Below are 12,047 nucleotides of genomic sequence, written 5' to 3'. Positions count from 1 at the left end.
GGCCGGTGAAACGTTGCTCAGACCGTGGCGGTCTGCCACTTGATCTTGCGAAACGTTACTTCCGGTGCGTCTGCGAGCGATGCCCCAGCTTGATTGCCACGATGACTAGCCGTTCATCCTCGATGGACGTGATGACCCGGTAGTCGCCGATGCGGTACCTCCATAGACCTGACTCGTTGCCACGGAGGGGCTTGCCGCGAACACGAGGATCCTCTAGGCGGCACAAATCGTTCAGGTAGTCGCGTACTCGGCGTTGAACGTCGGGGCTGAGCCTCTGGGCGGAGCGTTCGAAGGCCGGTGTCGTGACCAGCCTCCAGCGGATCATTCGTCGAGCTTAAGTTCGGCCCAGAACTCTGCCGCTGGCCTGCTGGGCCGTCCTTGAGCTATCCATTCCTTGACGGCCTCCTCGGCCCAATAGATCTCCTCGAGTTCATCGAGATGCGCACGGATAGCTTCGCGCACGTAGTACGTCTTGGAGCGACCGGTTCTCGCTGCGAGAGCGGTCAGCCGGGCCTCGCTATCGGCGTCCAGGCGGATGGAGAGCGGCATAGGGCTACCTCCTGCGATACAAGTATCGCACACTCGCGGGCGTGACTCGATCTGCTTGGACCTCTGCTTGTCCATGAGCAAAGATGGCGGCATGCGTTTAGTGTCTCCAGCGAGGAGTCGCACCGGCCATTCGAACTAGGCGGTTGCCAAGCGAACGTCGGTTCGCCGCACTGGTGATCTGCTCGGGCGCGGCGTGACGGTGTCCACGCACGGCCTGCGGCTTGCACCGCCGCTATCCTTAACCATGGCATCAGCCGAAACGCTGGTCAGGAGCATCTGCCGGTCGTTCCCCGAGGTCGAGGAGCGCCCCAGCCACGGCCATCCGGCCTGGTTCGTGCGCGGTAAGAAGCAGTTCGCGGCCTTCCACGCGACCCATCACGACGTCCTCCGCCCGCACCTGTGGTGCGCGGCGCCTCGAGGAGCGCAGGAGGCCCTGGTCGCCGCCTATCCAGAGCGGTACTTCCGCCCACCGTACGTAGGCCATCGGGGCTGGCTCGGGCTTTACCTGGATGGTGGGATAGACCAGCACGAACTCCAAGGAGTGTTGACCGAAGCCTACCGGGCCGTATGCCCTCCCGGCCTGCTCGCCCGGTTCGACGAAGACGCGAGAGCATGAACCTCGCAGAGGCCGAACGCCTGATCGTGCGGGGCGTGGTCGGCCGGGCTGGTGGAGTCTGGGCCGACCTCGGGGCCGGCAGCGGGACGTTCACGCGAGCGCTGGCGAGCCTCCTCGGACCGGGCTCTACCGTGCACGCCGTCGACCGCGACGTCCGTGCCCTGTCCGAGCTCGTCGGTGATGAGCCCCGCAGCGCTGGGGCGAACGTGGTGCCGTTGGAGGCCGACTTCCGGGAGCCGCTTCCGGTTGGAGACTTGGACGGCATCGTGATGGCGAACTCCCTGCACTTCGTCGAGCGCGGCTCACAAGGCGAGGTGCTCGCGCGCGTCGCGGGCCACCTCAAGGGCGGCGGGGTGCTGATCCTCGTGGAGTACGACCAGACCCAGGGCTCGGCCTGGGTGCCGTTCCCCGTGCCGCCCGGTCGCTTCGCAGACATCGCCGTGTCTGCCGAGCTCAGTGTGCCGACCGAGATCGGCCGGCGCAGGTCGCGGTACGGCCCGACGGACATCTACGCCGCGGTGGCGTCGAAGGTGGGCCTGCACTAGCCGAAGCATGATTCCAGCGCCGCGGAGCCCCGCACGCACGCCGACAGCGGCGAACTGGCCCGCCACTGACGCCGTGAGCCTAGAAGGCGCCCGATCGACGGCCTCATGAACCCGATACTATGCGGACTAGGCAGACAGCCTACGACCGCGGCGCCCGGGATCCGGGGGCCTCACGTTGGGAAGGAGCAGCAATGGACGGCTTCGGCCTCCTGACCGTCGTTCTGGTGATAGTCGCTCTCGCCATCCTGTTCTCTGGTATCAAGACGGTACCCCAAGGCGAGCAGTGGACCGTGCAGCGCTTCGGCCGTTACGTGCAGACGCTCACCCCGGGGCTCAGGTTCATCGTCCCCCTCATGGACCGCATCGGCAAGCGGCTTAGTGTCATGGAGCAGGTGCTGGACGTGCCGGCCCAGACGGTGATCACGCGCGACAACGCGGCTGTCGTCACGGACGGCGTGGTGTTCTTCCGCATCGACGATGCCGCCAAGGCCGCGTACCAGGTGCAGCAGCTCCAGAACGCCATCATCAACCTGACGACCACGAACCTACGGAGCGTGATCGGGGCCATGGACTTAGACGAGACGCTCTCCAACCGCCAACGCATCAACGAGACCCTCATGGGCGTCGTGGACGAGGCGACCAAGCCGTGGGGCGTGAAGATCATCCGCATCGAGATCCGCGACATCCGCATGTCCACCGAGTTGCAGGATGCGATGAACCTCCAGATGACGGCCGAGCGGCGGCGGCGCGCCACGGTGACGGAAGCCAACGGTCGGCGCGAGGCGGCGGTCCTGGAAGCTGAAGGGGAGAAGCAGGCCCAGATCCTCCGTGCGCAGGGTCTCCGCGAGGCCTCGTTCCTCGAGGCCGAGGCCCGGGAGCGGGCCGCCGAGGCCGAGGCGAAGGCGACGGCCACGGTCTCCGAGGCCATTCGGGACGGTGACGTGCGGGCGGTGCAGTACTTCGTCGCCAAGGAGTACGTGGCGGCGCTGCAGGCGGTCGGCTCCGCGCCCAACAGCAAGGTCGTGCTCCTCCCGGTGGAGGCGACGGGCATCACGGGCGCCGTCGCTGGCGTGACCGAGCTCCTCCAGGGCGTGAAGTCGGGATGAGCTGGCTGTTCGACACGCCGTGGCTCTGGTGGATAGCCGGCGCCGTCCTGGTCGGCCTCGAGCTTGCGGCCCCCGGCGTCTTCCTCCTCTGGATCGGGCTGGGCGCGGCCGCCACCGGCGTGGTCCTGGCGCTGTGGCCTGCGCTGCCGTTGACGTGGCAGCTCCTGCTGTTCGCTGCGCTCATGTTCGCTTCGCTCGCGGCCGGCGTCGCCGTGCAGAGGCGGGCCAACCGCGCGGGGCCGCAGCTCAACCAGGAGCTCCAGGGACTGGTCGGACAGCGCCTACAGAGCCTGGTGACGTTCGAGCACGGACGGGGGAGGGTACGGGTCGGCGACTCCAGCTACGCGGCCGAGGCGCGAGAGCCGGTGGCGGCGGGGGAGGTCGTCGAGGTCGTAGGAGTGGACGGGACGACGCTGCGCGTGAGGCCGGCCGGCCGTTCTTGAGCTCTGGATGTAGCGCCGGGCACAGCGTGGCCTACCTAACCTAATGAGCGCGGCTCGCGCTAAGCCTAGATTCGCGGCTAGAGCCGGTCTGCCGATGTCGAATGGGCGGGCTCTACGTCGGTGCGGCTGAAGTCCGAGCCAACGTATTGTCCTTGGCGCTGCTCCCAGTCACCACCGGTCCCTTGTAGGTGCCCACGCCATCGTTGATAACAATCATGCCTCGACCTGAATCGGGGTAATCGTTTAGAAGGCGGCTCGATTTCAGAGTCGGCCGTGCCGCCAATACCCGGGCGCACGTGCGAGATGTGCGACAGCGTAGACGAGGATGCCGTCTTCGACCGGGCGATAGACGACCGCATAGGGAAAGCCCCTGACGAGAACCCTCCGTACTCCGAGACTCATCGCGACTTCCTCACTTCGTAGATCGGCGCGCTTCAGCAATTACGTTCTCAGCAGAGTAGGTGGCGAGCTCACCGCGATCGAAAGCGTCGACTCTACGCTCGATCTCGGCGCTCCACTCCTTCTCGACAGCCGGATCCATCGGGTGTAGGGATTCCAGGATGGCTTGGACTAGGCTCGCGCGGTCTTCGCTACTTAGAGACCTGGCGTCCGCCTCGACATTCTTTAACGATACTGGCACTCTTGGCCTCCCTTAGCGGTGAGCTCAGTAGACAGGATTCGCACCACTTCCCTCAATAGGTAGAAGCCTAGTGTGCGCTCACGCCGCCACCCATGCTGCAGACAACACTGCATCCTGTGCAAGTCGTCGGGGTCGACGTGATACTTGAATGAGGGGGTGAGCGATGCTAGTAGGTGGGTGTTCTTGCGATGTCTTGCTATGTCGATCGGTCGCTCGCGTTGCACATTCCGCATGGACCTGAACGCGCCAAGCCCTATTCGCTTCGCTCGCGGCTGGCGTCGGCGTGCAGAGGCGAGCCAACCGCGCGGAGCCGCAGCGGTCCATGTAGCGGCCGACCTAGCCGGCGCGGACCGCCAGTTCGCGGCTACAGCGGGTCTGCTGGGGTCGAATAGGCGGGCTCCACGTCGGTGTGGCTGAAGTCCGAGCCGACGAACAGTAGGGGCAAGCTTGTCGCGGCTGCCAACGCGTAAGAGAAGCAGTCGCCGAGGTTGAGCTGGGCGGGGTGCCCGCTGCCTTTACCGTAATCGGCGTACGCGCGACTCGCGATCTTCGACTGCTCCTCGTCGAACGACACGATCTCGACGTTCCAGGCCCGTAGCAGGCGACTTACCAGACGAACTTTCTCCGGTGGCAGGCGGCGCGTGATGACGGCGTTGAGCTCCACCGCGGTGGCCGCGGACATGCGAGGTGCTGCCTGGGCGGCTATGAGCTCTTCCAGGCGCTCAGCGCCAGCCTCGCCTCGGATGATCGCCAAGATCGCCGACGTGTCGAGGATCATCTGGGAAGGCCGGCTTCATCGTAGAGTTCCGACTCCGCGGATCGCAGTTCGCTGCGGGTATCTTCGGAGAGGTCGTCGCGGATCCGGTTCAGCAGGGCAGAAGCGGTTCGGAGCTTCGCCTCCTTGGTCGCAGAGCCGTTCGCATGGTCTGCGTCGAGCGCGGCGAGCCGTTCGATGACGGCGGCCTCCACGGCTTGCGTTTGGGACGTGCCCGTGCGCTCAGCGAGCTCGCGCACCAAGGCTGTGGTCCTGGGGTTCTTGATGTTGAGGCTCATGGTAGAAGTCTACCAAATCTTGGTAGACGGTAAAGAGTGAGACGAGGACAGAGTCTTGTGGAGGCACCTCAAGATGCCCCGGTCTGCTTCTCGGTGACTCGCCGGGAAAGCCGGGCTGGTTGACCCTGCTACGCGGGGCACGTGACCAGCGAGCTACTTGACGGTAGGGGGGTCCGGGCTCTCCGGGCTCACCACCTCGGCCCTCAGTCGGATCCCCAAAGCGATCAGTACCTTCATGACGGTTGCCAGGCTCGGGTTTCCCTTCTCGCTGAGCGCGCGGTAGAGGCTCTCGCGGTTCAGGCCAGCCGCGGCCGCGACCTCGGTCATTCCTTTGGCACGGGCAATGTCTCCGATGACACGCGATAGGCCTCGAATGTCCTCGGGGGACTCTTCGAGCCAGACGTCTAGGTACCCCGCGCGATCCTCCGGCGTCTGCAAGTAATCGATAACGTCGTACGGGAGAAGCCCAAGCTCCTCTATAGCCTTCTTGCTGGGAATCGCCATGCCTACGCCTCCCGAAACAGGCGACTCAACTCCGTCGCCTTTGCGATGTCTCTGGTCTGGGTGCTCTTGTCCCCACCTGCGAGTAGAACCAGGCGGCTCGAACCGTGGAGCGAATAGTAGACGCGGTAGCCGGGGCCAACGTCGATCTTCAACTCGAACAACCCCTTCCCTAAGTACCGATGCGAGCCCGGGTGACCCTCGATGAGCCGGTTGATCCGCCGGAGAATCCTCCACCGACCTTCAACGTCGGCCAGACCCTCTAACCAGGCCCGGTACTCGCGGGTAGACTCAAGGCGCATCCCGCAAACGTAGCCTATAGGCTACATCAGATCTGCGGCGAGCTCGTCAGCTGCCGGGCTTCTTTAGGCTTCTATCCTTGCCCGCACTCCTGCAGACGCGATTGAGACCGGACTGGAGCCGGCGCCGAACGCCCTCTTAGAGAAACCGTGGCGCCGCGCGGTCGCTTGAGGCGGTCAAGGGTCAGTTCACACCAATTCGCCACTCGTCCGGGATTCTTAGCGCTTCGAAGGCATCCAATTCCATGAGGAAGTACTGACGGTCCCCGGGATAGCCTTTGTCCTTAGGCGAAACGCAGTGCACGATGATGTGCTCGTCTGCCAAGCCACGCGCCAGGTCGAACTCGAGGTCGAAGATGTTGAGCCACACCTGTCTCAGATCGCTGTCCTCAAGATCGGATTCCAGCACATCTTGCTCGTCGACTCGAACCGGAAAGGATTCCTTCGGGAGTATCGAAAGCGAAGCTGATGATGACCACTCGTAAGTCGTTGACAGGCCGGAAATAGTCGACGGGTTCCTTGGCCAACTGCCAGAGCGGAGTCTTATGCGAGATGTTACGAGCATTGTTGCTACGGAACAGAGTTGCCGAGAGCGGGTGGCCGTGGCCGTCAGAACCCGCGACCTCACCGTCAAACAATCCCCGGTTCACCGCCTCATGTACGAACTGGCCAAGAGTGTAGATCGCGATAGGCGGTTGATCGCTATCGGCTACGACAGTAAATGCCGAGTCTTCACCATCCTGGACTAGGTAACCAAAGGCTCTAAGAAGGCTCACGAAGCTCTCCACGCTTTCATAGTGCTTATCATCGTATGGATCCCGATCGAAAGGATTCTGGTCATCGTCGTTCGTTGGGTCAGCCATGCTAGACGATAGAACGTTTGCGCATCGAATGCAGATTCCATCCATCGAGTTGCGCCGGCAACAGCGGCAGCTGACGCGGACAGTCGACATCAGCCGACCGGCCTGGATATTCAGTGGTTTCTAGGGAGTCGAGTTCGACTCCCCCGAGGCGGCACATTCGCGTTCGCGCCGAACCAGCGGATGGTGCGGGTGGCGCAATCGTAGTCGATGGCGTAGTTCCCGTACGCCAGGTACTTGCAGTCGCGGAAGGCGTTGGGCGCGTGCGGCCACGATCCCGAACGCTTCCCGACGGCCGGGGGCGTTCCAGCGACGGCTCCCTACATCGAAGTCGCCTACCCATAGATGGACCGGCCGCCACTTTCGTAAGCCGCAAACACGTGCTCGAACACAGCGGCCGACTTCCGAGCGAACAGCGCCCGGTCGTACACGTCTGGTAGGCACTCGTCGAGCGTCTCTACCTTCACGGCAGCCAGGGTCGCCTGCCGCTGCTTCCAGTCGAGCACGGGGAGGTCGCACTTGAGCTTGTAGACGAGGTCCCGGGCGACCTTCTTGACCATCGCCTCCTGCGCCATGGTGAGGGTCGGGTCTGGCTTGATGAGGAGGTCGAACACGGCGAGCTCCTCCTCTGAAAGCTCCTCCCGTACCGCCCGCTGATCCTCTTCGCTCAATGAACCCGCCAGAGCCTTGAGCTCCTCGAAGAACGACTCGATGTTCTTGGAACCCTCGTTGTAGCGGTCGATGACCTCCTGTAGTTTCTCGGCGAACTCGATCCGGCTTGGGCTCTCGCGCACCATCCGTGCGAGGCGCTGCTCGAGCGTGGCCTGTAGGGGTGCTGCCGCGGTGTGCCGCTTGCCCTGTGCGAACAGTTCGGCGAGGGCGTCGAAGTCGACCTCGCTCAGGTCGAACCGTGCCGTTTCTGCTGGGTCGATCACGAACGGCATCGCGTCGACCGATTCCTGGAGCAGCCGTTCGACAGACGCCATGACCCCAGAGATGTCGGGTTTGCCGGTCACCATGCGGATCCGTTGGGCCAGCCTCACGATGACGGACATGAGCGGCTGGGCGTCGGTGGCGGCTGGGTGCGGTTTGACCGCCTTCCACTGGCCGGCGCATAGGTCCGCGCGGGCGAGGAAGCCCCTGCGAACCTCGTCGGAGACGAGGAGCTTTTCGGCGGCTCCTGCCAGCCACGCGACCCAGTCGAACCCGGCTACACCGATGCCCTGCTTGAGGTTCACGCCGTGGGCACTGGCATGATCTTCGACGTCAGCGAGCATCCCTGCTAAGTCCTCTGCCTGCTCCTCCTTGGCCTCCACGGGAAGGTCACCCGGCTCGACGCCCCCGCCAGACCCGGACCCGTACAGTGCCAACGCGTCCTGTAAGTTGCGGAACACGCCGATGTAGTCGATGATCTCGCCAGCCTGCTTACCGGCCATCACGCGGTTGGCGCGTGCGATGGTCTGCATGAGGGTGTGGTTGCGCATCGGCTTGTCGAGGTAGATGGTCGAGGTGGCGGGTGCGTCGAAGCCGGTCAGCCACATGGCGCACAGGAACACGATCCGCAGCGGGTCGCTGGGGTCCTTGAACTTCCCGTCGAGGTCTTCTGCCACCATCCGCCTGCGGTGCGGCTCGATGTCGACGCCCTTGGCCCTCATGTCGGCGATCTCGTTCCGGGAAGGGGAGACCACTACCGCCATGTTGGTGTCGGTCATCTCGAACAGCTTGTCCGTTAGTGCCTGGCGATGTTCACCTGCGGCGGCACTGACGTCGGCACTTAGCGTGTCGATACGGCGCTGCCACTCCGCCTGAACCTTGTCGAACATCTTCACGGCGGTGGCTTTGTCGATGGAGACCACCATCGCCTTGCCATGGTAGCCGCGCGACACGAAGTGGTCGACCAGGTCGGTAGCGATAGTGTCGAGCCGGTCGTCGTCGGTAATCAGGTGGTACTCACGCCCGAACTCCCGGGCCAGGCGCTGCTCTTGGTCTTGGTCGAGTGCGGCCTCCTCGAGGATCCTCTCCATGTCGCGGTTGAAGTCGGGGTTGACGAGCTGCACCTCAGGCGACCGGTTCTCGTAGTAGAGGGGAACGGTGGCCTTGTCCTCGATGGATTGGCGGAAGTTGTAGATCGACACGTAATCGCCGAAGACCTCGCGCGTTCGCTCCTCCCCGGCGATCAGAGACGTCCTTGTCAAACAGTTCCGACAACCAACTCTCAAAACCCATCGTCCCACCTCCGGGGAGCTAACTCCTTACTCGGCTGCAAAATCCTCGGAGATTCACTCGAGGAAGGCGGGGCCGAGGACGTCGTGCTTCTACTGGGCAGTGTCCATGTCGTTGAGCAGGGAGCCAGCGGCAGCCCAGAGCTTGGCGGTGAAGCCTAAGCTGGCCGACGATTCATGCACGACATGTTCTAGTACTCGGTTACTTCACTCCATGTTCTACGACAGTGATAGCCGTCTGGCTGCCGAAACGCGACTTCTCCTTAGTCCCATTCCTACAGGCTCATGGGCGCTCCTTACTGGATTCTCGCAACTGAGTCTTCGAGACTATCGTTGTTGGACTGTACAAGATTGCCGGGCCCTCAGCGTGAAGCCGGCTCCATGAGTGCCACAACGTTGCTATGCGGAACTCGCTTCGTCACTGAAGGTCGGTCAACTGACTGATTAGGCATTGGTTGTAGGCGGCTAGGCCTCGGAGGGACCGTGCGCTGGAGCATTGGCTTTCGATGATGCGGCGTTCTTCTGCGGTGAAGCTTGAGAGGTCGGGGGAGAGGGCAGCCGCAATTGCGGATGGCGACTCCGGCGTAATAGTCGACTCAGCCCCTGCCGCCGATGCAGCGGTCCCTGCGGCAGGTACTCCGCTGCTACTTGCGGCATCTCCAAGAGGAACTGCTTCAGAAGTCCTCGAATCGAGAAGGCTACTGGGAGCAGTCTGGGCGGCCCTTGCACCCACGGGCGGTGATGCGGAGTCACTCGCGGTCCCTGCAATCGGGAGGCCTGCAGGCGGGGACTCAGTGGGCTCACCAAGCGGCGCGACTGTTACACTTGGAGGAGTACTGCTAGCCTGGGGCTCAGCAGGTTGGGACGGCACGGACGGAAGTGCCTCGGTAGCGACCGGAGGACTGGACTCTGTTGCCATTGGCTGCAGACTATTTGGGCTTGATGCGTCTGGTTGACGAACTGCACTGTCACCTGAAGAAGGTTGGAGGGGTACTGACGCTTGTGCCTCACGACTCGGAACGTTCAAGACTTGCCCTGGCACAATGACAGTGCTGGTAAGACCGTTAGCCCGAATGATGTCGTCTACTGCGACACCATTGGCCTGAGCAATCTGCCAAAGCGAGTCTCCGGGAACCACGACTACAGAGTGAGTTTGGGCAGTCGAAGACGACCCGAACGGCGCTGGCTCTGTGGCGAGGGTACTTGAAGACGCCGGTGTGACTTCTGAAGCCGATTGCCCGACGGTGGGCTGAACTCCACTGGTCGATGGGAAGGTAGGCATTGTGGGGACTGTGTTGGTCGGAAACCGAGCCCGCGGCACGGCTGACGGCGTAGTACTTGATCTAGGAGCGGGCTGGTACGTGGTCCCCGAGTTGGATCCACTGCCTGACAGTGCTCGAATCGTAGGGACAGAAATGAGTGCGACAATGAAAAGAATACCGCCGAGGCTTGGTCCTCGCTTCGATGGATGTTTGGACGTTGTGGAGCTCGGCTGGGTTGGCGGGTGATGCGATCCCGGGTATCGAGGTCCCGTCTTAGGTTGTGCTGCATGCGGCTTGCCTGCCCCGGCGTGCGGACCAGAGGTATGGCTTGGTCGCGGTTCCTGAGCCTGAGGTCCCCATTCGCTCAGGTTGTCAAGAAGCCATGCCCGAGCCGCGTTGATTCTGGCCATCTTTCGCTCGGCCGCGGCCCGCAACTGCTCATTGCCAGAGAAGCGGTCGGGATGCCATACGAGTGCCAGCTGCCTAAATGCCCGTTTGATATCGGACACTGTTGCGGTCGGTTCAAGGTCAAGTTCTCGCAGATGCCTAGCAGCAAGATCATTCATTTCAGTCCCAAAGTTATGACTCAGACCTCTATGTGACGTTCAATGGCCAACACTTGCGGGCCGGCGTCGAGCACCTCGCCGAATTCTCCAAGCAGCCTGCCATCAGGTAACCATGAAGAAGGGTGACACTGTAGCGCAATCGTCACTAATGGGTAATCCGTCTGACGGCCGCTTCACGGGAGCGGGGAGGTTCGAACACGAGGGCTTGCGGAGAGCGACCCGAGTAAAAAACCTGATAACTCGTCTTATCAGACTCTGCTAAACTCCCACCATGAGACCGGAGATCGAAGTCGCCCGCAGCACCGACACGCTCGCCCGCGCCGAGTCTTGGGCCGCGCTGCCGCCCGAGGAGCTCAAGCGCAGAGCCGCCAGCGCGGCCGCTAACCGCGACGCCGAGCAGCTCTGGGCCCTGACCGAAGCGTACCTCTTCCTGCACGGTTCGCGTGGCGCCAAGGTCAGCCGGCACACGCTGCGCACGTACCGGCGCGGCGTCCTCGACCTCGTCGAGGCCTGGGCCGGCGAGAACCTCCTGCGCCCGAGCCGGGACGCCGGCGTGGTCTACATGCGGCGCCTCGAGGCCGGGCCGCCGCCGGCCGCTCTGCAGCCCGCCAAGACCAAGCGTGCACCCGACGGCGCCAAGGACGAACCGCTCAGCCCGGCGTCCTTACAGGTGAAGCTCGCCGCGGCTCGCACGCTCTACAAGGCCCTGCGCTGGGCGGGCGCGACGGAAGCGCGCCCGTTCGACGACGTCAGGGTCGCCAAGGACCCGACGCCGGCGTGGGAGAAACGCCGCCCCTATAGCGACGACGAGGTCGAGGCGCTCCTGGAGTTCGCCGACCCGGCCGAGAAGGTCGTCGTGCTCCTCGGCGCCCACGCCGGCCTTCGGATCTCGGAGATGACCGACCTCGGGTGGACCGACCTCGACCTGGAGCGCGGTCAGCTGCGCGTGCGCTCCGGCAAAGGCGGCAAGGCCGCGACCGTCAGCCTCACTAAGCGCCTCAGGGACGCGCTTTCTGACCTCAGGCTCGTCGATATGTCCGGTCACAACGGCAAGAACAGGCAGCGAGACCCGGGCCTGGTGCTGCCTTGGGCGGCTGACCACGCCAGGCGGAGGTTCAAGCGTGTCTGCGCTCTGGCCGGTGTGGAGTACGCGAGCGCGGGCGTGCATGGCCTGCGCCACGGCGCGGGTACCCGCTACTACCGTCAGACCGGCGACCTCGGCAGGGTCGCGGCCCATCTGCGGCACGCGGACATCCAGACCACGCGCATCTACGCCAAGATCAGCGCGCAGTCCATCGGGGAGGACATCGAGGACTGGTGAGGAGGGCCTTCCCCGCTCGCCGCGTGCTCGACGCAGTTCGCGAAGACTTAGGCGGTCTTCCCTG

Annotated in this window: 13 protein-coding genes; 5 read left to right on the top strand and 8 right to left on the bottom strand. The window is 63.7% G+C overall.

What is annotated here, in order from left to right; genetic code table 11:
• Nucleotides 1-55: 55 nt before the first annotated feature.
• Both M9914_09540 and M9914_09535 read right to left on the bottom strand, forming a co-directional pair.
• Nucleotides 56-325 (bottom strand): type II toxin-antitoxin system RelE/ParE family toxin, encoded by a 270-nt coding sequence (locus tag M9914_09540; protein MCO5174417.1) that lies wholly within the window; start codon nucleotides 323-325, stop codon nucleotides 56-58.
• Complete coding sequence (locus M9914_09535) at nucleotides 322-549, bottom strand: ribbon-helix-helix protein, CopG family (protein ID MCO5174416.1); 228 nt, start codon at nucleotides 547-549, stop codon at nucleotides 322-324. Before M9914_09535 ends, M9914_09540 begins: the two co-directional genes overlap by 4 nt.
• 244 nt (nucleotides 550-793) lie before the next feature.
• Here M9914_09535 and M9914_09530 point away from each other — a divergent pair, with 244 nt between their 5' ends.
• From M9914_09530 to M9914_09515, 4 genes are all read left to right on the top strand, one after another.
• Nucleotides 794-1,165 carry an MmcQ/YjbR family DNA-binding protein gene (locus tag M9914_09530; GenBank protein MCO5174415.1) on the top strand — a complete coding sequence of 124 codons (372 nt, stop codon included), beginning with the start codon at nucleotides 794-796 and terminating at the stop codon, nucleotides 1,163-1,165.
• Nucleotides 1,162-1,710: a class I SAM-dependent methyltransferase gene (locus tag M9914_09525; GenBank protein ID MCO5174414.1), complete on the top strand. Its 549-nt coding sequence runs from the start codon at nucleotides 1,162-1,164 to the stop codon at nucleotides 1,708-1,710. Before M9914_09530 ends, M9914_09525 begins: the two co-directional genes overlap by 4 nt.
• Nucleotides 1,711-1,901: 191 nt before the next feature.
• On the top strand, nucleotides 1,902-2,816 hold the full coding sequence (locus tag M9914_09520; protein ID MCO5174413.1) for an SPFH/Band 7/PHB domain protein: 915 nt from the start codon (nucleotides 1,902-1,904) through the stop codon (nucleotides 2,814-2,816).
• Nucleotides 2,813-3,259, top strand: a complete 447-nt coding sequence (locus M9914_09515; GenBank protein ID MCO5174412.1) for an NfeD family protein — start codon at nucleotides 2,813-2,815, stop codon at nucleotides 3,257-3,259. The genes M9914_09520 and M9914_09515 overlap by 4 nt, the downstream gene beginning before the upstream one ends.
• A gap of 1,004 nt (nucleotides 3,260-4,263) precedes the next feature.
• On the opposite strand, the gene M9914_09510 is transcribed toward M9914_09515, so the two are convergent.
• The 6 genes from M9914_09510 to M9914_09485 all read right to left on the bottom strand — a co-directional run bounded on the left by M9914_09510 (nucleotide 4,264) and on the right by M9914_09485 (nucleotide 8,807).
• Entirely contained in the window at nucleotides 4,264-4,677 is a 414-nt protein-coding gene (locus tag M9914_09510) for a type II toxin-antitoxin system VapC family toxin (protein ID MCO5174411.1), read from the bottom strand.
• On the bottom strand, nucleotides 4,674-4,952 hold the full coding sequence (locus M9914_09505) for a type II toxin-antitoxin system VapB family antitoxin (GenBank protein ID MCO5174410.1): 279 nt from the start codon (nucleotides 4,950-4,952) through the stop codon (nucleotides 4,674-4,676). Before M9914_09505 ends, M9914_09510 begins: the two co-directional genes overlap by 4 nt.
• Nucleotides 4,953-5,105: 153 nt before the next feature.
• Nucleotides 5,106-5,456, bottom strand: coding sequence for a putative addiction module antidote protein (locus tag M9914_09500; protein MCO5174409.1), 351 nt, complete (start codon nucleotides 5,454-5,456; stop codon nucleotides 5,106-5,108).
• Between the two features lie 480 nt (nucleotides 5,457-5,936).
• Nucleotides 5,937-6,161 carry a hypothetical protein gene (locus M9914_09495; GenBank protein MCO5174408.1) on the bottom strand — a complete coding sequence of 75 codons (225 nt, stop codon included), beginning with the start codon at nucleotides 6,159-6,161 and terminating at the stop codon, nucleotides 5,937-5,939.
• Nucleotides 6,142-6,615, bottom strand: coding sequence for a hypothetical protein (locus M9914_09490; GenBank protein MCO5174407.1), 474 nt, complete (start codon nucleotides 6,613-6,615; stop codon nucleotides 6,142-6,144). Before M9914_09490 ends, M9914_09495 begins: the two co-directional genes overlap by 20 nt.
• 332 nt (nucleotides 6,616-6,947) lie before the next feature.
• Entirely contained in the window at nucleotides 6,948-8,807 is a 1,860-nt protein-coding gene (locus M9914_09485; GenBank protein ID MCO5174406.1) for a DUF3387 domain-containing protein, read from the bottom strand.
• A gap of 2,126 nt (nucleotides 8,808-10,933) precedes the next feature.
• Between M9914_09485 and M9914_09480 the strand changes: the two genes are divergently transcribed.
• Complete coding sequence (locus M9914_09480; protein MCO5174405.1) at nucleotides 10,934-11,983, top strand: tyrosine-type recombinase/integrase; 1,050 nt, start codon at nucleotides 10,934-10,936, stop codon at nucleotides 11,981-11,983.
• Nucleotides 11,984-12,047: the final 64 nt, after the last annotated feature.

It is taken from the genome of Trueperaceae bacterium (assembly GCA_023954415.1).
Classification (GTDB): domain Bacteria; phylum Deinococcota; class Deinococci; order Deinococcales; family Trueperaceae; genus JAAYYF01.
The sequence above is the reverse complement of the archived record's forward strand: the minus strand, read 5'-3'. Positions and strand labels throughout refer to the sequence as shown.

Bases quoted from the DNA above. Each gene is read 5' to 3' on its own strand.
- M9914_09540 (MCO5174417.1), bottom strand. From the start codon at position 325: ATGATCCGCTGGAGGCTGGTCACGACACCGGCCTTCGAACGCTCCGCC.
- M9914_09535 (MCO5174416.1), bottom strand. From the start codon at position 549: ATGCCGCTCTCCATCCGCCTGGACGCCGATAGCGAGGCCCGGCTGACC.
- M9914_09530 (MCO5174415.1), top strand. From the start codon at position 794: ATGGCATCAGCCGAAACGCTGGTCAGGAGCATCTGCCGGTCGTTCCCC.
- M9914_09525 (MCO5174414.1), top strand. From the start codon at position 1,162: ATGAACCTCGCAGAGGCCGAACGCCTGATCGTGCGGGGCGTGGTCGGC.
- M9914_09520 (MCO5174413.1), top strand. From the start codon at position 1,902: ATGGACGGCTTCGGCCTCCTGACCGTCGTTCTGGTGATAGTCGCTCTC.
- M9914_09515 (MCO5174412.1), top strand. From the start codon at position 2,813: ATGAGCTGGCTGTTCGACACGCCGTGGCTCTGGTGGATAGCCGGCGCC.
- M9914_09510 (MCO5174411.1), bottom strand. From the start codon at position 4,677: ATGATCCTCGACACGTCGGCGATCTTGGCGATCATCCGAGGCGAGGCT.
- M9914_09505 (MCO5174410.1), bottom strand. From the start codon at position 4,952: ATGAGCCTCAACATCAAGAACCCCAGGACCACAGCCTTGGTGCGCGAG.
- M9914_09500 (MCO5174409.1), bottom strand. From the start codon at position 5,456: ATGGCGATTCCCAGCAAGAAGGCTATAGAGGAGCTTGGGCTTCTCCCG.
- M9914_09490 (MCO5174407.1), bottom strand. From the start codon at position 6,615: ATGGCTGACCCAACGAACGACGATGACCAGAATCCTTTCGATCGGGAT.
- M9914_09480 (MCO5174405.1), top strand. From the start codon at position 10,934: ATGAGACCGGAGATCGAAGTCGCCCGCAGCACCGACACGCTCGCCCGC.